17 protein-coding genes are annotated in these 22,456 nt (G+C 36.8%); 9 read left to right on the top strand and 8 right to left on the bottom strand.

All coding sequences use genetic code 11. The features are described from left to right. Position 1 precedes the first annotated feature (1 nt). Positions 2 to 478: a GNAT family N-acetyltransferase gene (locus AYC65_RS11375; RefSeq protein WP_034871091.1), complete on the top strand. Its 477-nt coding sequence runs from the start codon at positions 2 to 4 to the stop codon at positions 476 to 478. Here AYC65_RS11375 and mtaB read toward each other — a convergent pair. Next, positions 475 to 1,821 (bottom strand): tRNA (N(6)-L-threonylcarbamoyladenosine(37)-C(2))-methylthiotransferase MtaB, encoded by a 1,347-nt coding sequence (mtaB, locus tag AYC65_RS11370; protein WP_034871090.1) that lies wholly within the window; start codon positions 1,819 to 1,821, stop codon positions 475 to 477. The two genes, AYC65_RS11375 and mtaB, sit on opposite strands and share 4 nt — an antisense overlap. A gap of 413 nt (positions 1,822 to 2,234) precedes the next feature. On the opposite strand from mtaB, the gene AYC65_RS11365 reads away from it, so the two are divergent. Genes AYC65_RS11365 through AYC65_RS11355 form a run of 3 tightly spaced genes read left to right on the top strand, consistent with a single transcriptional unit; the run spans position 2,235 to position 5,515 of the window. Continuing rightward, a complete protein-coding gene (locus AYC65_RS11365; RefSeq protein ID WP_078674586.1) occupies positions 2,235 to 3,275 on the top strand; it encodes a UDP-glucose--hexose-1-phosphate uridylyltransferase in 1,041 nt (346 codons plus the stop codon). Between the two features lie 2 nt (positions 3,276 to 3,277). Then, entirely contained in the window at positions 3,278 to 4,438 is a 1,161-nt protein-coding gene (gene galK, locus AYC65_RS11360; protein WP_078674587.1) for a galactokinase, read from the top strand. A gap of 15 nt (positions 4,439 to 4,453) precedes the next feature. Continuing rightward, the gene (locus tag AYC65_RS11355) at positions 4,454 to 5,515 is read left to right on the top strand and encodes an aldose epimerase family protein (RefSeq protein ID WP_234300313.1); all 1,062 of its coding nucleotides are present in this window, start codon (positions 4,454 to 4,456) and stop codon (positions 5,513 to 5,515) included. A 99-nt stretch (positions 5,516 to 5,614) separates the two neighbouring features. Here the strand turns inward: AYC65_RS11355 and AYC65_RS11350 are convergent, their stop codons facing one another. Continuing rightward, a complete protein-coding gene (locus AYC65_RS11350) occupies positions 5,615 to 6,397 on the bottom strand; it encodes a hypothetical protein (protein ID WP_034871088.1) in 783 nt (260 codons plus the stop codon). 114 nt (positions 6,398 to 6,511) lie between these two features. Here AYC65_RS11350 and glgP point away from each other — a divergent pair, with 114 nt between their 5' ends. Further along, positions 6,512 to 8,176, top strand: a complete 1,665-nt coding sequence (gene glgP, locus AYC65_RS11345; RefSeq protein WP_034871087.1) for an alpha-glucan family phosphorylase — start codon at positions 6,512 to 6,514, stop codon at positions 8,174 to 8,176. 72 nt (positions 8,177 to 8,248) lie between these two features. On the opposite strand, the gene AYC65_RS11340 is transcribed toward glgP, so the two are convergent. Then, positions 8,249 to 10,447, bottom strand: coding sequence for a glutamine synthetase III family protein (locus AYC65_RS11340; RefSeq protein WP_034871086.1), 2,199 nt, complete (start codon positions 10,445 to 10,447; stop codon positions 8,249 to 8,251). Positions 10,448 to 10,727: 280 nt separating this feature from the next. On the opposite strand from AYC65_RS11340, the gene AYC65_RS11335 reads away from it, so the two are divergent. Further along, complete coding sequence (locus AYC65_RS11335; protein ID WP_034871085.1) at positions 10,728 to 11,144, top strand: hypothetical protein; 417 nt, start codon at positions 10,728 to 10,730, stop codon at positions 11,142 to 11,144. Between the two features lie 83 nt (positions 11,145 to 11,227). On the opposite strand, the gene AYC65_RS11330 is transcribed toward AYC65_RS11335, so the two are convergent. Both AYC65_RS11330 and AYC65_RS11325 read right to left on the bottom strand, forming a co-directional pair. Next, positions 11,228 to 12,499, bottom strand: a complete 1,272-nt coding sequence (locus tag AYC65_RS11330; protein WP_034871084.1) for a Y-family DNA polymerase — start codon at positions 12,497 to 12,499, stop codon at positions 11,228 to 11,230. A 235-nt stretch (positions 12,500 to 12,734) separates the two neighbouring features. Next, positions 12,735 to 13,481, bottom strand: a complete 747-nt coding sequence (locus tag AYC65_RS11325; RefSeq protein ID WP_034871083.1) for a DeoR/GlpR family DNA-binding transcription regulator — start codon at positions 13,479 to 13,481, stop codon at positions 12,735 to 12,737. Positions 13,482 to 13,604: 123 nt separating this feature from the next. On the opposite strand from AYC65_RS11325, the gene AYC65_RS11320 reads away from it, so the two are divergent. Continuing rightward, positions 13,605 to 14,132, top strand: coding sequence for a 5' nucleotidase, NT5C type (locus AYC65_RS11320; RefSeq protein ID WP_034871082.1), 528 nt, complete (start codon positions 13,605 to 13,607; stop codon positions 14,130 to 14,132). Between the two features lie 58 nt (positions 14,133 to 14,190). Here AYC65_RS11320 and AYC65_RS11315 read toward each other — a convergent pair whose 3' ends face one another. Both AYC65_RS11315 and AYC65_RS11310 read right to left on the bottom strand, forming a co-directional pair. After that, complete coding sequence (locus AYC65_RS11315) at positions 14,191 to 15,378, bottom strand: MFS transporter (RefSeq protein ID WP_157877526.1); 1,188 nt, start codon at positions 15,376 to 15,378, stop codon at positions 14,191 to 14,193. Positions 15,379 to 15,566: 188 nt separating this feature from the next. Further along, positions 15,567 to 17,366: a DUF4091 domain-containing protein gene (locus AYC65_RS11310; protein ID WP_034871080.1), complete on the bottom strand. Its 1,800-nt coding sequence runs from the start codon at positions 17,364 to 17,366 to the stop codon at positions 15,567 to 15,569. Positions 17,367 to 17,536: 170 nt separating this feature from the next. On the opposite strand from AYC65_RS11310, the gene AYC65_RS11305 reads away from it, so the two are divergent. Both AYC65_RS11305 and AYC65_RS11300 read left to right on the top strand, forming a co-directional pair. Then, complete coding sequence (locus AYC65_RS11305; RefSeq protein ID WP_034871079.1) at positions 17,537 to 18,673, top strand: acyltransferase; 1,137 nt, start codon at positions 17,537 to 17,539, stop codon at positions 18,671 to 18,673. A 68-nt stretch (positions 18,674 to 18,741) separates the two neighbouring features. Next, complete coding sequence (locus AYC65_RS11300; protein WP_034871078.1) at positions 18,742 to 20,988, top strand: glycoside hydrolase family 20 protein; 2,247 nt, start codon at positions 18,742 to 18,744, stop codon at positions 20,986 to 20,988. Between the two features lie 67 nt (positions 20,989 to 21,055). Here AYC65_RS11300 and AYC65_RS11295 read toward each other — a convergent pair whose 3' ends face one another. Beyond that, complete coding sequence (locus tag AYC65_RS11295) at positions 21,056 to 22,456, bottom strand: TolC family protein (RefSeq protein ID WP_034871077.1); 1,401 nt, start codon at positions 22,454 to 22,456, stop codon at positions 21,056 to 21,058.

Raw genomic sequence — 22,456 nt, 5'->3', positions numbered from 1 at the left:
CATGACAGAAATTGTCCCTTATGTTGAAGAACACTACGATGCACTAACTTCCTATATACTGGACGAAGAACAGTCTCAGTTTTCGCTTGTACCAAGACAGGTACTGAATAATCCTGATATAATGGGGCTTAAAAATCGTTTTCAGTACACTATAATACATGAAAAAGAGATAGTTGGTTTTTTCTCACTCGATTTCTCCTCAGATCTTCTTACTTACTCAGATAATAAAAATGCCGTTTTACTTCGGGCACTATCTATAAACCCTAAGTTTCAGGGGAAGGGTATTGCAAAATCAGCAATGATAGAGCTTCCGGCTTTTGTGAAACAAAATTTCCCAAAAGTTGATGAAATTGCTTTTGGTGTAAATGCAACAAATGAGAATGCTTACAAACTCTATTTGAAAACAGGATATCAGGATTCAGGTAAAATCTACGAAGGAGTGAAAGGTCCACAGCATATTATGCTGATGAAGCTTTAGGCTTTAGCCAGAAAAGCATCAAAGGCAGCCAATATGCTTACTGTTCCGTCAGCTTCAATTTTGTCTAGCTTTACCAGTTCGATTTTATTAATGCTCAATGCATCAAAAGGTTTATGGACACGAACATAATTTTCGGTGAAGCCATACATAAGGCCATCTTTATTTTCGTGTTCCCACAGAACAGGTAATGTTTTGCCTAACTGAGTCTGGTAAAAAGCCATTTTCTTTTTTTCGGAAAGTATACGGAGCATTTTGTTACGCTTCTTTCTTTCTACAACAGGAACAATACCCTGCATTGCAGCAGCTTCAGTATTTTCTCTTTCAGAATAAGTGAAAACGTGTAGATAAGAAATTGGTAGTTCGTTTAGAAACTGATAGGTTTTCATAAACTCTTCTTCAGTTTCCCCCGGGAATCCTACAATAACATCCACACCAATACAAGCATCAGGCATTACCTCACGGATTTTTGAAACTCTGTTTCTGTAAAGCTTTGTAAGATAGCGGCGTTTCATTTTTTTCAGAACTTCGTCGCTTCCGGATTGCAGCGGAATATGAAAATGTGGAACAAAGCTTTTGCTGGTCGATACCAGATCAATGGTTTCGTCTTTTAGAAGATTAGGTTCGATAGAAGAAATTCGGATTCTTTCGATTCCGTCTACCATATTAAGTTCTTTTACCAGATCGAGGAAAGTATGTTCGTGTCTTTTATTACCGAATTCCCCTTTACCATAATCTCCGATATTTACTCCGGTTAATACAATTTCTTTAATATCCTGAGATGCAATTTCGCTTGCATTTTTAATTACATTTTCCACAGTATCCGAACGGGAAATTCCTCTTGCTAAAGGAATAGTACAATAGGTGCATTTGTAATCACATCCATCCTGAACTTTCAGGAACGCACGTGTTCTGTCACCAATAGAGTAAGAACCAATAAAGAAATCGGTTTCCTCAATTTCACAAGAATGCACTTCTGCAAGATTTTCGGATTTTTCCAGATCATTCAGATAGCTAAGAATATTAAATTTTTCTTTAGCTCCCAATACAAGGTCTACACCTTCAATTTCTGAAATTTCTTCAGGCTTTAACTGAGCATAGCAGCCGATAATAACCACGAGGCCATCCGGATTAGCTTTTAATGCTCTTTTTACAATCAGCTTACATTCTTTATCCGCATTTTCGGTAACCGAACATGTATTGATCACAAAAACATTAGCCGCATCATCAAACGAGACCTTCTTATAACCTGCATCTGTTAACTGACGGGCAATAGTAGAAGTTTCTGCGAAGTTGAGCTTGCATCCTAATGTGTGAAATGCAACTGATTTTAGACCTGATTCCATAATTAAAAACGAGAATGCAAATTTACGAAATTATTATAAAATTGTATTGAAGTGTTTTTATTCTTTGGCGAATAGACTACTGACTCTATCGTGTACTAGTATGATGTACAGCTAAACCGGCGGATATAAAGCAGTGATGGCTTTGCGTAGCATAAATTTATAAGCATAAGGGTATAAAAATTTTACATTACGGTGAAATTATTTCTAACATTTAGATATTAAGACAATTAAGATTTCAGTGATCATTGCTAAGCGTTAGCGGCTTTGCGTTCTTTAAAAAGCATGAGAATATAAAGATTACTTGTGCCTTAGTGCTAAAAACATCATCTTATAGTATATAATTTTACCTTTTGTGGTTAACTTAAATTCGCGTCAATTAATTTATTACATTTGTTAAAACTATTAACTAAAACATGAATTTCGACTCTAACGTACCACACACTCGTGTCAATATATTAACGGGTGAAAAAGTATTAGTGTCGCCACACCGTAACAAAAGACCCTGGCAGGGACAAACGGAGGCGATTTCTTCTGAACGGAGAAATGAATATGAACCGGAATGTTATCTGTGTCCGGGAAATAAAAGATCAGACGGTACTGTAAACCCGGATTATTCAGATCATTTTTCTTTTGTTAATGATTTTTCTGCTTTATTACAGGATACTCCCGATCATCAGTCGGATGAGGAAGGCCTTTTTGTAACTGAAAACATCAAAGGAATCTGCAAAGTTCTGGCATTTACTCCAAGACATGATCTTACTCTTGCAACCATGAATGAAATTTCTATTGAATCTGTAGTAAACTTATGGCAAACAGAATTTGAAGAACTGCGTTCGAATGACTGGATTAAATACATTCAGATATTTGAGAATAAGGGAGCAGTTATGGGGTGCAGTAATCCGCATCCGCATGGTCAGATCTGGGCACAAAATACATTGCCTGTTGAGCTGGAAAAAGAATCTGTACAGCAGAAGAAATATTTTGAAAAATATCAGAAAACTTTACTGAAGTCTTATCTGGAAGCAGAATTGGAAAAGCAAGAGCGGATTATTTATGAGAATAATTCATTCGTTGTTCTGGTTCCTTTCTGGGCAGCGTGGCCTTTTGAAACGATGATCATCAGTAAACGTTCGGTACAGTATATCTCAGAATTTACAAGCTCTGAAAAAACCGATTTGGCGCAAGCGCTAAAAGTTTTAACGGTAAAATACGACAACCTTTTTAAAACATCTTTTCCTTATTCTGCGGGAATACATCAGGCGCCAGTTAATTCCGGAGACTTCCCGGAATGGCACTGGCATATGCATTTTTATCCGCCTTTGTTAAGGTCTGCTACAGTGAAAAAATTTATGGTCGGCTACGAAATGCTGGCTAATCCACAGCGTGATATTACACCGGAGCAGGCAGCGCAGCAACTGAGAGAACAATCTTTAACACATTATCTATCTGTCTAAACATGGCAACAATTTCAAAACAATATATAACAGAGAAATTCGAAGAGGTATTTGGTCAGGCACCAGATGTCGTTTCTAAATCACCCGGAAGAATTAATATTATAGGGGAACATACGGATTATAATGACGGATTTGTTCTGCCTGCAGCGATTGATAAATACAGTTATGTAGCTGTTGGTCACCGCAACGACGATGAAATTCATTTATTTTCTCAGTTGTTTAATGAAAAGCTAAACTTTAAACTTTCAGAGATAAAGGCACTGGAAAACTCCTGGGCTAATTATATTCTGGGAGTGGTGTATCATATTCAGAAAAATGGACACCAGCTAAAAGGCTTTAATATGGTGATTGACGGAGATGTTCCTTTGGGAGCAGGTGTTTCTTCATCCGCTTCTTTAGAGAGTGCAGTGGCAGTAGCTCTGGATAAAATATTTGATTTAGGTTTATCTAAATGGGATATGACTAAAATTGCACAAACTGCCGAGCATACTTTTGCCGGAGTGAAATGTGGTATTATGGACCAGTTTGCTTCAGTTTTTAGTAAGGAAGATAAGGTGGCGAAATTAGACTGCAGAAGCCTAGAGTTTGAATATTTCCCTTTAGAGCTTGGTGAGTATACTTTACTCTTACTGAATACTAATGTAAAGCATTCATTGGCTTCTTCTGCTTATAACGACAGAAGGGAAGCCTGTGAAAAAGCTGTTGAGATTATCAGTAAAGATTTTCATGATGTGAAATCATTGCGGGATGTGAACAGCCAGATGCTTCGGGAATATTTATATTCTGATTATCCGGAACTCTACGTTAAAGCAAGTTATGTTCATGATGAAAATAAAAGGGTAGAAGAGGTATGCAAAGCTTTGGAAAAAGGAGACCTGGCAGCAGTAGGCTTGTTCCTGTATGCTTCGCATGAAGGTTTGAGTGAATACTATGAGGTAAGTTGTGATGAACTGGATTTTCTGGTAGACGAAGTAAGACAATATCCTGAAGTTTTGGGCGCAAGAATGATGGGGGGCGGATTTGGAGGCTGTACACTGAACCTTTTAAAGAAAAGCTTTGTACCTGAACTTATTGCTAAACTAAAGCCAGCTTATGAAGCTAAATTTAACCTTGAATTAACACCTATAGAAGTTGTGCCTTCCGAAGGTGGACATGTTCTTTAAAATTGTATGGTATTTATGAACTATAGACCTGAAAGACAAAAATTCCAAAAAGAAAAAGACGAAAAAAAAATAGATTTATTTCAGCTTAAAAATAAAAATAATACGGAAGTTTTCCTGACCAATTACGGAGCCAGAATTGTAAGCTTTTTGTTTAATGACCGAAATAATAATCCAGTAGATGTTAACCTGGGACATGCCAGTATAGATGAGTATTTGGAACCTAAAGGTAACTTTTACGGGTGTGTTATCGGTAGGGTGTGCAACAGAATTGGCGGTGCTGAGTTTACACTGAACGGAAAGAATTATCAGTTAAATCCTAATATCCCGAACAATCTTTTGCATGGCGGAGAAAATGGTTTTCATACAAAGGTTTTCGATGTAGAAAATACAGGAGACAATTTTTTGAAAATGACATATCATTCGGAAGATGGCGAAGAAGGCTTTCCGGGTAATGTAAAAGTAAAGGTCAGCTACACGCTGACGGATGAGGATGCTCTGGAAATTTTGTTTGAAGCCGAATCGGATGAAGAAACTCCTTTTAATATTACCAATCATGCATTCTTTAATCTGAATGGAGAAGGGAATGGTAATATGCTGAAACACCAGCTTCAGATCTTTGCAGAAAAATATTTGCCGGTAACGGAAAATGTTGTTCCGAACGGAACTTTGGAATCTGTAGAAAATACACCTTTTGACTTCAGAGAGGTGAAAACTATAGGACAGGATATTAATGCAGAGAACCATCAAGTGGTTTTAGGAAGTGGTTTCGATCATACTTATGTATTAAAAGAAGCATTTGATTCGGAATTACTGCATGCAGCAAAAGCAACAGGAGATCTGACAGGAATTGTTCTGGATGTATATACGGATCAGCCGGGAGTGCATTTATATACCGGGAATTTTATGGATGAAACACATACTTTAAAGTCTGGTAAAACAGACGGATGGAGAGAAGCATTTTGTTTGGAAACACAACATTTTCCGGATGCAGTTCACCACAATCATTTTCCTTCCGTTATCCTGAAACCGGGAGATAAATTTGCTTCTAAAACGGTATTTAAGTTATCTAATAAGTAAGTGATTTATTAAAATAAAGCCTTGTCAAGGTTCTGAACCTTGACAAGTATTATTCGTATTACATAGCCTGAAGAATTGAACTTTGCCAGGGCTTATCAATTATTTAATATACATCATCTGGCTGTATAAATTCTCGATATGCAGTATTCTGCTAAACGGACTTTTGATGGAAGAAAGCTGTTTGTTGTGATTGATATAACTATAGCGGGAAGCCAGGTTGTTCATATTAGAAACCAATACCAGCCAGCATTCATCTACATCCTTTTTATAAATGCGGAACTTTTTATTTTTCTTATAAATAGCCTGCGCTATTTTTTCGGAATTCAGCTCATCAAAGAGAGATAAATTATAATCTAAAACAAGAAGAACACCTTTATTATAGGGTGTTCTTCTTATTTTTTGTACATATTTAGACTTCTTATTTTCGGTAATACAGCTGATGATTTCCTGTTCAATCATTTCTGGTTTTTTATGAAAATCATTATCATATTCATTTAAGCTTAGATAATAGATTCCGGAAAAATTCTGTTGGGTTTTCTCTAGATATTTTTCAATATTCCGGAAGATTTTTGAAATTTGAGTTTCTTTTTTCTTGAGTTCAAAATGATTAATGATTTCTGAAACTTCCAATCCTATTTTTTTATTCTTGTACTTAATGATGAAGTCGGGACTTTCGCAGATTAAGTTTTCAATTTCAATTTCCGGGAAGTGATGGAAAAGAGAGGTGATAAGTAATAATTCCAGCTTTTTCTGATATTCTTCTCTTTCAGACAGACAGGCTCCTTCAATCTGTTGATACCAAAGGTTGAGGTTGTTTTGATTAATGTTCTGGTTGTTTACACACAATTCCAGACTTTTTTGTAAATCCTGAAACGAAATCATAGCTGGCTGAATTTCAATTCTCTACTGATATAAAGCTAAACATTTTTTTTGATATAAAGGGTTATGTATCAAAATTTAAGATTAAATTCATATTGTATATTTGTAAACCGAATAATGAAAAAAAATATGGATTTTAGAAACTTTACTATTCCTTTTGAAATTAACCCCGAGTATAAAAAGCGTGTCGCTTACTTCTCCATGGAGTTCGCAGTCGATCAACCCCTGAAAATCTACAGCGGTGGACTAGGTTTTTTAGCCGGATCACATATGAGAAGTGCATATACATTGAAGCAAGATTTGGTGGGTATTGGTATTCTTTGGAAATACGGATATTATGATCAGGCAAGAAATCAGAATCAGACGCTTAATGTAGCCTGGACAGAGAAGAGTTATAACTTTCTTCAGGATACCGGTATAAAATTCCAGATAGATATTCATAGTGCTCCGGTTTGGGTGAAAGTATGGTATCTGGCGCCGGAAACTTTCGGTACAGCTCCTATTTTCCTTTTGTCTACGGATATTCCGGAAAATGATTATATATCACAAACGATTACACACAGACTTTATGATGCCAATCAGGCAACTAAAGTCGCTCAGTATATTTTATTAGGAAAGGGTGGGGCTAAGCTTCTGGATGAAATGAATCTTGGCCGGGATATCTATCACTTGAATGAAGCGCATGGATTGCCGGCGGCTTTCTATCTGTTGCAGAAGTATAAAGATCTGAATGAGGTAAAGAAAAAGCTGGTGTTTACGACTCATACACCTGAAGAAGCCGGAAACGAGAAACACGATTTCCATTTGTGTTATAATATGTCTTATTTTTCCGGTATCAGCGAAGAGGAAGTACGTAGGGTGTCCGGAACCGATGGTGAAGTATTCAATCATTCTTTGTGTGCCTTAAGAATGGCGCATATTGCAAATGGGGTTTCCAAGCTCCATGGTGAGGTTTCCCGTGAGATGTGGGGTAAATATTCCGGTATTTGCGATATTAAATCGATTACCAATGCTCAGGATTATAATTTCTGGGCAGACGAAAAGCTTTATGCTGCCAAAGACAATGCAGATGCTGCAGGATTTGATGAACGTAAAAAAATAATGAAGTACAGAGGTTTCAAGATAGTATCCGATCAGACCGGAAATATATTCAATCCTGATGTTTTTACGATGGTCTGGGCCAGACGATTTGCAGGCTACAAAAGAGCAGATTTGCTGTTGGAAGATCAGGAGCGTTTTCGCAGACTGATGGAAAACGAAAAATATCCGATCCAGATTATCTGGGCAGGAAAGCCTTATCCATTGGATTATCCGGCAATTTCGACTTTCAATCGCTTGGTAGAAGAAAGCAAGAAATATAAAAATATGGCTGTGCTGACGGGATATGAAATCTACCTGAGTAAGTCTCTGAAAAGAATGTCCGATGTATGGCTGAATAACCCGCGTGTACCCCGTGAAGCTTCTGGTACCAGTGGCATGACAGCAGCAATGAACGGATCGGTAAACTTTTCTACAGATGATGGTTGGGTTCCCGAGTTTGCAAAACCCGGACAAAATTCATTTGTAGTACCTAAAGCAGATTATAACAATATGAGCACTTATGATCAGGATATGTATGATCTGAATAAGCTTTATGATTTGTTGGAGAATGAAATTCTGCCGACTTATTATGATCGTCCGGATGAATGGCGTACATTAACACAGCAAGGGATGGAGGATGTGCGTTATGCTTTTGCAAGCGATCGAATGGCGGACGAATATTACAGGGAAATGTATAATTAAATAGCTTTATAAAATAAAAAAACAGACTGCCAGCGGCAGTCTGTTCCTCTATATAGATGTTAAATTGGTGTATTAACGTGTGAACAAAAGTTCTCTGTATTTAGTCAACGGCCAAAGCTCGTCATCAACCATCATTTCCAATGCATCAGAAGCTTCTCTGATAGTGTCAAATAAAGGTTTTACTTTGTTACAGTAAGCTTCTGCTTGTTTGTGGCTGTCTTTTGTATTTTTAGCTTTCTCTTTTTCTGTTAATAGGTTGTCAACACCAATTTTGATGTTAGAAACATTTGTAGAAATCTGAGTAATAAGACTGATTTGCTCTTTTGCCAAAGTCTGGAATTCTTTGTCTCCAAAGATTTCCTTCAAGCCTTTAACGTTCTCAATTAATCTGTTCTGATAGTTAAGTGCAGCAGGAATAATGTGGTTTCTTGCAATATCAGCTAATACTCTTGCTTCAATATCAATAACTGTAGAGTATTTCTCGAATTTAATTTCGTTTCTGGCTTCAAATTCTCTGTGAGAGAAGATGCCTAGCTCTTCATAAAGATCAGCAAACTTCTTATCCATTTCCTGTTTAAGAGCTTCAGGAGTAGTCTTTAAGTTGTTCAGGCCTCTCTTTTTAGCTTCTTTAGCCCAGTCATCGGAATAACCGTCACCTTCAAAAAGGATGTTTTTCAATTGCTTGATGTATTCTCTAAGAACGTTGAAAATAGCTTCGTCTTTTTTCAGACCTTTTTCAATCAGAGCATCAACTTCTGCCTTGAATACTTTTAGTTGTTTAGCCGCAATTGCATTCATTACAGTCATCGGTTCTGCACAGTTTGCAGAAGATCCTACAGCACGGATTTCAAATTTGTTTCCGGTGAAAGCAAATGGTGAAGTTCTGTTTCTGTCGGTATTATCCAGAAGGATTTCAGGGATTTTTCCAACAACGTTTAATTTCAATTCTGTTTTCTCTTCCGGAGATAATTTTCCGTCAGTTACTTTTTCTAATTCTTCAAGAACAGAGAATAGCTGACTTCCGATAAATGCAGAGATAATAGCAGGTGGAGCTTCGTTTGCACCTAGTCTGTGATCGTTGCTTGCAGAAGCAATACTCGCTCTCAGTAAGTCTGCATAATCATGTACAGCTTTCAGAGTGTTTACAAAGAATGTTAAGAACTGTAAGTTTTTCTTAGGATTTTTACCAGGACTTAATAAGTTCTCTCCTGTATCTGTTGCAAGGCTCCAGTTGTTGTGCTTTCCGCTTCCGTTTACACCATCGAATGGCTTTTCATGGAATAAGATATGGAAGTGGTGCTTGTGTGCAACTCTTGCCATAACATCCATTAATAAGGAGTTGTGGTCTACCGCTACGTTTACTTCCTCAAACATTGGAGCAAGCTCAAACTGGTTTGGAGCAACTTCGTTGTGACGGGTAGTTACAGGGATTCCCAGTTTCATACATTCTATTTCCAACTCTTTCATGAAGTTCATTACTCTTGTAGGAATAGAGCCGAAATAGTGATCATCCAATTGTTGTCCTTTTGCCGGAGAATGTCCTAAAAGAGTTTTTCCTGTTAGTACAAGGTCCGGGCGGGAAATATATAAAGCTGAATCTACAAGGAAGTATTCCTGTTCCCAGCCTAAAGTAGGCATAACTTTCGTTACGTTTTTATCAAAGTAAGCTTTACAAACATCTGTAGCAGCTTCGTCAACAGCATTCAGGGCTCTTAATAAAGGCGTCTTGTAATCCAGTGTTTCTCCGGTATAAGAGATAAAGATAGAAGGAATACAAAGAGTGGTTCCCATAATAAATGCAGGAGATGTAGGATCCCATGCAGTATATCCTCTTGCTTCAAAAGTATTTCTGATTCCACCATTAGGGAAAGAAGAAGCATCCGGCTCCTGTTGGATCAGCATTCCGCCGTTGAAACGCTCGATAGCTCTGTCTCCTTCAATCGGAGTGAAGAAAGAATCGTGCTTTTCAGCTGTGGAACCTGTTAATGGTTGAAACCAGTGAGTGTAGTGGGTAACCCCCTTAGACATAGCCCAGTCTTTCATTGCAACAGCTACCTGATCTGCGATATGGCGCTGTATTTGTGATCCTTTTTTAATAGCATCCATAATAGAACTGAATGCTTCTTTAGTAAGGTATTCTCTCATAGTGTATTCAGAGAATACATTAGAACAGAATAATTCTGAAAGTTTTCCGGGAACTTCTACGAAATTGTCTTGTCTGTAATTTCTGAAAGGAAGTTCTGCTAAGGCTTTAAATCTTAATGTTGACATTGTTGTGTTGGTTAAGTGATGCAAATTTAGATATTTTTTGAAATAAAATAACAATACCCCTATTTTTTTTAGGGGTGTTATGTAAAATTTAACATTTGAACTTGTTTTAACCTATAGTTGTCTTTGGGGTGTTTTGTTTTTTATAGGGATGTGTGGAGTGTTGGAAATATTTTTTCCTTAAAACAGAGAACTTTCAATATTCTGACTAAGTTAAATAATGTTCATGATTAATTTGTACTTTTATCATATAAACAAACATCAGATTTTATAAATACATGATATGAAGAACAGGATTTTTATTGTTATTGCAATTGTTTTATTTAGCTGTACATCTCAGATACAGGCGCAATCAAAAAATACTTCAGGTACAACCACTACAAAGAGTATGGATGGCGGCTTTGAAGGTAAGTATTCCAGTGAAGGTGAAAAAAACGGAGTTTTAGCTTTTGATATTTCACAAACCGGAACTAAAGTAGAAGGTACAGCCCGTTATAATACTTATGGAGCTAAAGCGAAGAGCGTAACATTGTCAGTCAAAGGGTATGTAAAGGGAAAGACGGCTTATATTAGGCTTAGAGATAAGAAAGGCTCTGTTATAGCCGATGGTACCTTGGGTATAGATGGGGAAGATACTGTTCTGTTTAAACAGACAACTTCGTCCGGAATGATACCACGAGACGCAGTACTCCTTAGATAAGTAAACCCGATTAAAATAATTTTAATGCTTTTGTGCGGAATTCTGAATCAAGGTTCCGCATATCTTTTTGAATACTGATACTATTATTGGAATCTGTAATCGGCTTCAGGGAGCGTGTTGTTTTTTAAGAAATCTTCATAGTTGGCGGAAAGTTTCTTTCTGCCATAATTACTTTTGAAGTCCAGATTGCCAAGACGTATCTTATCTTTTCCATAGCGACGGTTAAGCTTGTCCATTGCTTCCATAATGTTTTTATGTCTGTCGAAATGATCTTCTTCGAAAAGACTGATAAGCCTTTCATTTTCCGGAACAAAATCGTTAATCCAGACACCCGCTCTTTTATAATGATAACCTTCAATAAATATTTCGTCCAGAAGCTTTGCAGCGGTTTTAGCAAGATCTATTGAAGAGCTTACGGGATTCGGGAAGTGATATGAAACCACATTTTTGTATTCCGGTAAGTCTTTACGGTAACGATTGGTACCTACAAATACAGTAAGTACTTTGCAGCAACTCTTTTGTTTACGTAGCTTCTCTCCGGCAGAAAACGCAAAAGAACAGATGCGCTCCTGTAGTTCTTCCTTAGTTTTAATCATTTCCATAAAGCTGCGGGTTACAGCTATAGACTTTTTAGAGGAAGTGTTTGGGATTTCTAATTGAGGGATACCCTTTAGTTCATTCACTAAGCGGACTCCGTTTATACCCATTTCTTTCCGGATCCATTGTTCTGGTTTGCTCAGTAAGTCATAAGCTTTATAGATACCTGCATCTTTCATGCGGGCACCCAGTCTGCGCCCAATTCCCCAAACATCTTCTATGTTCAGCCACCGAAGTGCTTTTTCTATGTCTTCGGGTTTTTCCAGAATAAAAAGTCCATTAAACTTTTCGGGATTTTTCTTTGCAATTCTGTTGGCAATCTTTGATAAGGTTTTGGTAGGTGCAATGCCAACACTTACAGGAATGCCTTCTGTATCCAGTACATCTTGTTTTAGCTTTATGCTGTGTTCAATAATATTAATGTATCTGAATCCTGAAAGATTAAGAAAAGCCTCGTCTATACTATAAACTTCTGTTTCCGGGGCATATTTTTTAATGATGGCCATTACATTCTGGCTTCTGAAATTGTACAGTTCGAACTTTGCAGAAAGGGCTATAACATTATTTTCCTGAAAAAACTTTTCATATTTGAAAGTAGGAGCGCCCATAGGTATTCCTAAAGCTTTAGCTTCTTCACTTCTGGATATAATACACCCATCGTTGTTGGAAAGTACTACAACGGGTTTGTCGATCAGGTCGCTATCCAGCGCCCGTTCGCAGCTTACAAAAAAATTGTTGCAGTCGACCAGAGCAAACATGAGAAATTTTATTGCAAGTTAGTCCGAAAAAATAAAATAAGAATACAGTTGTGGATAAAATCCGATAGGTATTTTGAATAAAGAATTATCTTTTTAATTATGATCTCCATAATCCTGAATCAGTTAAAAATAGATAAAATAAAAAATAACCGGAAGAAGAACCCGGCTATTTTTCATAATATTTTTTGATTCAAAAAATATGTTTTGCATCTTTTACGGTTCATCTGTCCGTACTTTAAATCATTTCTATACCCTGAGCGATATATTTGCTTACCTGAGCGCTGGTATTGTCTTTTTCAGTAATGATTATATCAAGTTTACTTGTTTTATCAATTATAAAATTAGATTCAGTGTCAAGTTTATCAGCTGTACATAATCCGATTATTCTTTTACTCTGCTTTATCATTGCCTTCTTTACTTCCGCGTCTTCTAGATAGGCTCCGTATAAATTTTCGGTGGTAACAGAGCATACTCCAAAGAAGTATAAATCTGCTTTAAAGCCTGTAATGCTTTCTAAAGTGGCATTTCCGAAAGTAGTAAATGCAGATTTGTAAAGCCTGCCTCCTAAAAAGATTAATTCTACAGAAGGATGATCTTCTATAATGCTTGCTACAGGAAAACTATTGGTAATAATGGTAACTTTAAGATCTTTCGGCAAAATCTTGGTCAATTCCAAAACAGAGGTACCTCCGTCAAAAAATAAAACCTGATCATTTCTAATTAAGGATAAAGCCTTTTCTGCGATAATCCTTTTTTCTTCCAAACCTTCTTTTTCCCGGTCGCGATAGTGGTGTTTTTTCTGAACAATACTATGGGCACCACCTCTTACTGCTCTAAGCAGATCTCTTGTATCCAGTTCTTTTATATCTCTTCGGATAGTATCTTCCGATACCGCAAGTTTTTTGCATAACTCCTGAAACGAAACGGAACCTTCTCTGTTTGTTATATCTAAAATGGTTTGTAAACGATCATACTTTAGCATGAGTACAAATATATGTATTTGTTGTAAAAATTCAATTCGCAAAATATTGCTATAATTGCAATGTTTTGCAGTTATTTATGTTTGTTTGTATACATTTGCATTGTCATAATAAAATCAAGAAACATGAAAAGAAAGACTATTTCCATAGATATGGATGGTGTATTGGCTGATATTAAAGAACATTATCTGTCTCATTATTTTGAAGAAACCGGTATTCGTATAAATAATGAAGATATTATAGGAATGGATGAAATAGATTGTGTACCGGATAAAACTGCTGTACGTCGTTATTTGAATAAGCCGGATTTTTTCAGAACAATTCCTGTAGCTAAAGATGCTCAGGATGTGGTTAAGGATTTACAGGCTCATTATGATATTTTTGTAGTTTCTGCAGCAATGGAATTTCCCCGTAGTCTTTTTGAAAAGAAAGAATGGCTGGCTGAACACTTTCCGTTTATTTCCTGGAAGAATATAGTTTTCTGTGGGAATAAAGAAATCATCAATACAGATTTTCTTATTGATGATCATGCTAAAAACCTGATTAGTTTTTCAGGGAAGAGTCTTCTGTTTGATACATTTCATAACGTTAACGAGAATAGATTTGAAAGGCTGAAAGACTGGAAAGACGTATATCGTTTTTTTATTGGTTAAAAAAAATACCAGCATATTGTGAATGTAATATGCTGGTATTCTTTTTAATGATTCTGTATTACTGTACTTTTTTCTGTTTAATATAATAGGATATACAAAGAAGCAGCATAAGGAAAGCAACTAATAACAGGGATGCAGAGATTCCATAGTATTCAGCAACTCCTCCTAATAACGCAGGGCCTAATAATTGTCCGGAATGTCCCATAGTAGACATTACAGGAATGCTGGCGGAACTGCTTATTCCCTTCAGGTCTCCGGCATGGCTAAATAGTACCGGAACGATATTAGAAGCACCAAGACCTAATATTGTAAATCCGACTAAAGCTCCCGGATATGAGGGGGAAATAACTGCAATAACTAATCCTGCAACAGCAAGGAGGCTGCCTGCAATAACAACAGTATTGTGATTCAGATGTACGATTAGTTTGTCTCCAAAAAGTCTCATAAAAGCCATAGATATAGAAAAGGATGCGTAGCCTATCCCTGCTATTTCCAGGGGAGCTTTCTTTTCATCATGAAGAAAAACAGCGCTCCAGTCCAACATTGAACCTTCAGCAAGATAGGCACAAAAACAAAGTGCTCCAAGAAATAAAACATTCGGATTAATCCATCCGGACCATTTTGACTGATTTTTAGCTGTCGCTCCATGGTTGTGAAAATTATTAATTTTTGCTTCATCTGTCCGCGCATAGAGTTTTTTATGCATTAAAAGCATAATTATCAGAATAAGTATGGATATAAATATCATTACATAAATAGCTTCTAATCCAGCTTTCATCAGTAATCCGGGAACTAGTGATCCGGTTAATCCACCAACACTGAAGATTCCGTGTAATCCGGAAAGAATAGGCTTATCATATAACTTTTGTACGAGGATAGAATGTGCATTTGCTGATACTTCAATTCCTCCCATACACATGCCAAAGCAAAAGAGTGCTATAACTATAGCCGGAACTGAATTGGCAATTAATAAAACGGGTAAGACAGCAGCAAGAGAGATTCCGGAAAAAAAAATAACTTTCCGTGTCCCGAATTTATTCAAGAGAATCGCTGAGAAGGGCATAATAAAGAGTGCTCCGCCTCCGATAAGAAGCATTAAGAGTCCCAGAATACCGTCATCGATTCCAAGCTTCATTTTGACATAGGGAACCATTGGTGCCCAGCTGGCAAGTCCAAGACCACAGACAAAGAAAATAAACCTTATGGCATTTCTTGCTTGGGGAGGTTTGACTAATAGAGTTTGCATTTCCATATAAATTAACTGGATGCAAAACTATTGATAATTATTTAAGTTTAACGCATAATATTGCAATTTTTGCAATATTATGCGTTTTATAGCAAGTCAAAATTTAGAATAGTAAAATTTAATAGCATTTTTATATAGGCCAGAATCTTACTATAGTTCTGTTTATCAGGTATATTAATGAATTTGTTCTATTTAGTCATTGATTCAGAGATGTTGTTCAGAAGTTCTTTAGCGGTATTCAGATCCTGATTCCAACCATCATGACGTTTATCGTTGCTAAGCTTACTGATGGCATTGTCCAGTGCTTTTAATTTTTCAGTTTCTTTCTTTTCTTGCAGGAGCTTTTTTACAATCGATACTTTTTCATAATCCTGTATACCTTCTAATAATCGTTCATAGCGAATGGAACTTCTTGCCTGTGGATAAGCAATATATGTGTCTCCGGCTGGCCAGGTTCTGAATCTGGAATCCACCAAAGGATTTTCCACCCAGGAATTAAATGCCCAACGCAATGCACCATTATATCCTGCAGCCATTGCATACCAGCCCATATAAGTAGATTCTGCCGGATCCGAGAAAGTAAACTGGTTAGGGAAGTTGTTTCCGCAATAAACATAAAAGGTTGTATTAAGCCCTCTGGAATTTCGGTCTTTTAAGTCCTGAGGAGATAATGGATGTTGTACTGCTGTGCTTACATCCTTACTGTCCGGATAACGCTTAAAGGTCTGCTGGTTGTCTGCATAAGAAACACCCAGTTCCGGAGCTACTTTTTTGATAAGGGCAAAGGCTGCACCCATTTCATTTTTATCTCTTTCATCCAATGCTATATTGGTAATCTTCAGCCACCCTTTTTTCTTTTGATGTTTTACAAAGTCTTTCAGAAAAGGCTCCCATATCTTTGTGAATTCATCGGTAGCCGGTTTGGCAACAACATCAACAAATTTGCCCGTTGCAGCATCTTTATAATGGATTTCGTTATTCCAAGGAACAATAGAGTAACAGTTGATCATTTTTTTTATCCCCAGATCCATCATAAAAGATACCCATTTATCGAATACTGTATAATCATAAGACCAGCTTCCGTCCTTTTCCTTGGTCCAGATAATCATATCCTCGTATGGATCAAAGGTCTGTACATGCCATGGATCTTTATTCAGGGTAGTGGTAATCACTTTCTGTCCCAGATTTGCCAGCATTTGCATTTGTGGTTTTAGCGCCTTGAAGTGTTCATCACTCCAGACAGGTACTTTATTTACACGAGCTACTGCCGAAGGATGCTGCCATTGGTCGAGATGGAATGTCCATTTTGCAGGTTCCGGAAGAAGCATGTCAATAACATCCAGAGATATGTTGAGTTCTTGTTGTTTTGTTGTAGGAGAGGTGATTAACACTTTAGCATTGTAAGCCCCTTTTGCGGCATTTTTCGGAATATTTATCGTGATCCATACAGGTCTTACCTCTTTTTTTTCTATACTGAACGAGGTGAGGTCGTCCAGCATATCCGGAGACAATGAAGAACTAAAATCTTCAGGCTTTCGCCATCCGCATCCGGGACCGAATTCATCTGTTACTATGTAGCGTTCAAATCTGGCATAACCTATGGATCCTATTTTTTTTCCACTTTTAGCAGTGAAGTCGGATATCTGCATTTTAATATCCGATACAGGATCTGTTGTCCATAGTAATACCTGAGCAGACAGACGTTCACCCTTCCATCCTTTTAAGGAAATGGTATTGTTCTTTATAATGACAGGGGCCTGGTCTTTACTGTAACGTTTATCAATACTCACAAAAGAACTGTGTAAACCGGGAGTTATGCCTTTCCACGTTTCTTCATATCCTTTTGTTTTCATAGAAGCTTCTGTAAAGGTCTGGCCTTTGTTCCATTCTATCTGTTGGGCAGGTATCCTATTGGAAAATCCTGCAAGAGCACTCAGACAAAAAAGTGCATACAATCTTATCTCATTCATAATTAATTGAAATGTCATGGTTTAGTCCGGATAAAATTATAGAAAACCACCTTATATAACAAATTGTTTTGTATTTAATGTAAAACATGAGTTTTTTACTGGATTATGATTATAAATAGTGATCCGGGATAATAAATTCATTTTTCTTCCTTATTTTAGTAGACTTAAAAACTAACTAATCCGAAAATATGAAAACTCAAACGGGGCGAACCTACATTCCCTGGGTAGACTTACTGCGCATTGTTGCGTGTTTTATGGTTATTATTTCACATAGCTGCGATGCCTTTGTCGGATCTTTTGATAACAGCTTTAGCTTTCATACCGGAGTTTTCTGGGGAAGTCTTGTACGGGCTTGTGTTCCGTTGTTTGCCATGATGTCCGGAATACTTTTGTTTCCGGTAACTACAGATCTTTCCACATTTTACAAAAAGAGAATAGGACGTATTGTAATTCCTCTGGTCTTTTGGTCTGTTGTACTGCCTTTGCTGTTTTTTCTGTATCTAAACTATATAAAGGCAAGTACCAGCGCAGTGATCGACCTTTCTAATTTTACATGGCAAGCTACATTGAAGAAGATTGGAACATCGATTTTTAATTTTAATTATGATACAACGCCGTTGTGGTATCTTTATATGTTGATAGGTGTTTATTTGTTCATTCCCATTATAGGAGTATGGCTGAATACTGCTTCTGCTAAGGATATTCGCCTCTTCTTGAGCTTCTGGGTTGTATCGCTTATAGCACCTTATATTAAAATGGCAGCTCCTCTGCTGGGCTATACGGGTAATTATGATAATGCAGGGATTTGGGGTGTATGCAATTGGAATGAGTTTGGAACTTTTTACTACTTTTCCGGGTTTTTAGGTTATATTATTTTAGCCTACTATCTGGTAAAATATCCGCTGAACTGGTCTTGGAATAAAACACTGGCTGTAGCGATACCTTTATTTATCGTAGGATACGGAATTACTTTCTCAGGGTTTCTTATTACCCAAAAGTATTTTCCGGCTAATTATGCCAATCTGGAAATTGTATGGTATTTCTGTAATATAAATGTTGCAATGATGACGTTTGCAATGTTTATTGTTTTCCAGAAAATCAATATTAAAGAATCTAAATTATTGAAGAATCTGTCATCGGCAACATTTGGTATTTTCCTGTGCCATTTTATCCTTGTACAAGCTTTTACAGACGTGTTTCTTCATCTGGAATTTCTCCCGGCAACTGTCAGAATTTTATGTATTGCTATTGTAAGCTTTTTAGTGAGCTATGGAGTAACAGAATTGCTAAGCTCTAATAAATTAACGAGACGCTTTGTGAAGTAGGTGATTCCCAATTTTAATCGCTATTAAGAATAAGAAAAAATTAAACTATCTTTGTTAAAATCAGTAATATGAAAAAACTTAATTCCATGGTCCTGTTGGCTGCTTTATCTGTGGGGACAGCAACATACGGGCAAAACTCAATTATTCCCAAGCCCCAGAAAATAACAGTACAACAATCTGTTTACAATTTCAATAATATTTCTATTCAGTCATCCAAAGCTATTCCGGAAGCTGTATACTTACAGAAGCAACTGAAAAGTATTACAGGACAGGATTATAAATTATCCCCGAAAGCCAATGTAACCTTTACTCTTTTGAAAAAAGATGCAAAGCAAAAGGATGGGTATTATACTTTAACTATAAACGATAAGGGAATTAATATTTCCGGTTACGATAATCAAGGTCTATTCTATGGAGTGCAAACACTTTTACAATTAGTAGAAGAACATAAAGCTGATCTTAAAATTCCTTATTTAGAGATTGAGGATTATCCTAAGTTTGCTTACAGAGGAATGATGCTGGATGTAAGCCGTCATTTCTTCAATGCTGATGAAGTGAAAAACTATCTGGATTACCTTGCTGCATATAAATACAATAAATTCCACTGGCACCTTACAGATGACCAGGGATGGAGAATCGAAATAAAAAAATATCCTAAGCTTACCGAGGTCGGAGCATGGAGGGACGGATCACAAGTTGGTCGCTATATCGACATGAAATTCGATGATAAGAGATACGGAGGCTTCTATACACAGGAACAAATAAAAGATGTTGTAGCTTATGCAAAGAAGCTTCATATCGATGTTATTCCTGAAATAGAAATGCCGGGGCACGCATTGGCAGCTTTAGCAGCTTATCCTAATCTGGGATGTACAGACGGACCTTTTAAAGTTGGTAAAACCTGGGGGGTAATGGATGATATTTTCTGTCCTAAAGAAGAAACTTTCAAATTCTTAGAAGGTGTAATTGATGAGGTAGTTCCGTTGTTCCCGTATCAGTATATTCATATTGGTGGAGACGAGGCTCCTAAAAAACGCTGGAAAGAAAGCCAGTTTGCTCAGGATCTTATCAAGAAACTTAACCTGAAAGACGAACTTCATCTTCAGAGTTATTTTGTTACCCGTATGGAGAAGTACATCAACTCTAAAGGGAAGCAGATTATTGGCTGGGATGAAATTCTGGAAGGAGGTCTTGCTCCAAATGCAACTGTAATGAGTTGGACTGGTATTGAAGGCGGAATACATGCTGCTAAAACAGGACATAAGGCTATTATGACGCCTACATCTACCAACTATTTCGATTACTATCAGGGAAGCCCGGATACAGAACCAATTGCTATTGGCGGAGATCTGAGACTGCCTAAAGTATATGCTTATAATCCTATTCCAAAAGAATTAACACCAGAACAGGCAAAATATATCTGGGGAACACAAGGGAATCTGTGGACGGAATATATTCTGGATTTCAAACATGTACAGCATATGATTTTCCCGAGAATGATGGCGCTTTCTGAAGTGGCATGGGGAACATCTAACCCGGATGAATACAAGAACTTTGAAGGAAGAGTTATTCAGCACTTCAAAATATTAGATCGTAAAGGAGTTGACTATAGTAAAGCTATTTATGAAGTAGATGGAAAATCTATGGCCAAGGATGGCAAGATTTTCTTTAACCTTACTTCTGCAAATCAGCCAGAAAATATCCGTTATACAACAGACGGATCTGAACCTACATTACAGTCTAATGTATACAGCAAACCAATTGAGGTAAACAAAACAATGACTGTAAAGGCAGCTTATTTTGAAAATGGTAAAAAAGCAAGCGCAGTAACAAGTCAGGATTTCTTGATTACAAAGTCTACGGGTAAGAAAATTACTTTGGAAAAGCAGCCTAGCGAAGCTTATTCAACAGGTGGTGCAGCTTCTTTAGTAGATGGTATCCGCGGGAATATGAAAAATCATGGTAAATCATGGTTAGGTTTTTCCGGTAAAGATGTTGTAGCAACTATAGATTTTGGTGCTAAAACAGATTTTACCAGCGTTCAGTTTTCTACATTAGAACGTCCTGGAAGCTGGATCTATTGGCCTTCATCTGCTAAAGTTTATGTTTCTGATAACGGAACTGACTTTAGAGAAGTAAAAAGTGTAGATGCAGCAACTATTCAGCAGAGTAACGGAGTTGTAGTGATTAACTTCCCGAAACAAACAGCACAGTTTATAAAAGTTGAAATTAAAAACATAGGGAAGGTTGCTGACGGAAAAGCTGGTGCAGGTAATAACGCATGGTTATTTGTAGATGAGATTGCAGTAAACTAATTATTTATACAACCGTTTATATATAGAAAAGAAGTCAGATAATCTGACTTCTTTTTTTTTGAAAAAATTATAATGATATGAGGTTTTCTGCACCTAAGGCCATATACAGATTAATACGCTCTATTCTGTTTTGCAGTTCCAGATTAATGAGATTCATTTCGTTTTTTAGAAGATCCCTTTGCTTTCGGATTAGTACAAAACTATTGCTGGTACCTACTTTTATCTGTTTATGAGTTAATGTAATGTTGCTTTTAAGCTCATCTATAGCATTTTGATTATAGCCAATTTGCTTTTCAACAGAACGTAAATTTGCTAAAGCTGATTCTGTTTCACTCAAAGCGTTCAGAACTGTTTTTGAATATTCTTCTACAGTCTGTTTTTGTTGGGAGTTTTTTACCTCCACATTCTTTTTGAGCTTTCCGTTGTTAAATAATGGTGAAACCAATCCGCCACCCACTTTTAATAATGGATTGGAAAACAAAGAATTTATAGCATCTACATTGCTTCCTGCTGTCCCGAAAGAAGCACTTATATTAAGAGAAGGAAGCCTTGCTGCATTGGCTTGCTGTACTTCATAGAAAGCTTTCTCTATTTTGAAATGCTGAACCAGTATATCAGGTCTTTTTTCTAAAAGATTCAACGGGATAGATTCCGGAATTTTATTTTTTACAGGATTAAAAGCGTCCTGTGTTGTTAGCTTTCCTTCCGGATATTTTCCTGTAAGCAATTCAAGAGTCCTTCTGGATTGGATATTGGCATTTTTTACCTTTTCCAGATACCCCTTCAAAGAAATAATTTCAGCCGAGATATTTGATAAATCCAGTGCATTGGCCGTACCTACTTTTTTCTGTATAGTATATAGTTTTTCCAGATTTTGGGATTCCTGAATATAACTTTCAATTTTATCTTCCTGAATATTACCTGCGATATTCAGAAAATAAGCCTTGGCTATCATACCGGCAATGGACTGGCGTAGCAGAATATTTTGATGTACTGCTGAAAAGTAATCACTTGTACTGGCCATTTGTGAAGATTTTCTTTTTCCCCAGATGTCTAATTCCCAATTGGCTTTTAGTGCCAGACTTCTAATCTGACTGCCGCTGATAAGGTTATTAGATGTATTAGCAACAGCATTAATGCTTGGGTAGAGATCGGTTCCTGCAATTTCCATTGCCAATTCAACCTGATTAAGTCTTTCTTTTGCAATGATAATATCTGCATTGTACAACATCCCTTCATTAATCAGTGCTTCTAATTGCGGAGATTTAAGATCATTAATCCATTCATAGGAAAACGAATCTGACAGAGCATTTCTGTCGAAAATCCAGTCATCAGGAATTTTAATATTAGAGATTATTTCACTTTTCTCTTTTAAATAATCTGTTGTTTCTTTAGTCGCTTCTTTGTATCCGATACAAGAAGTTAAGCTCACGGAAATTATCCCCAATATAATTAACTTTTTATACAT

The organism is Elizabethkingia bruuniana (assembly GCF_002024805.1).
GTDB classification, from domain to species: Bacteria; Bacteroidota; Bacteroidia; order Flavobacteriales; family Weeksellaceae; genus Elizabethkingia; species Elizabethkingia bruuniana.
Note: the sequence above shows the minus strand (reverse complement) of the source record. Positions and strands in the feature narration are given on the sequence as shown.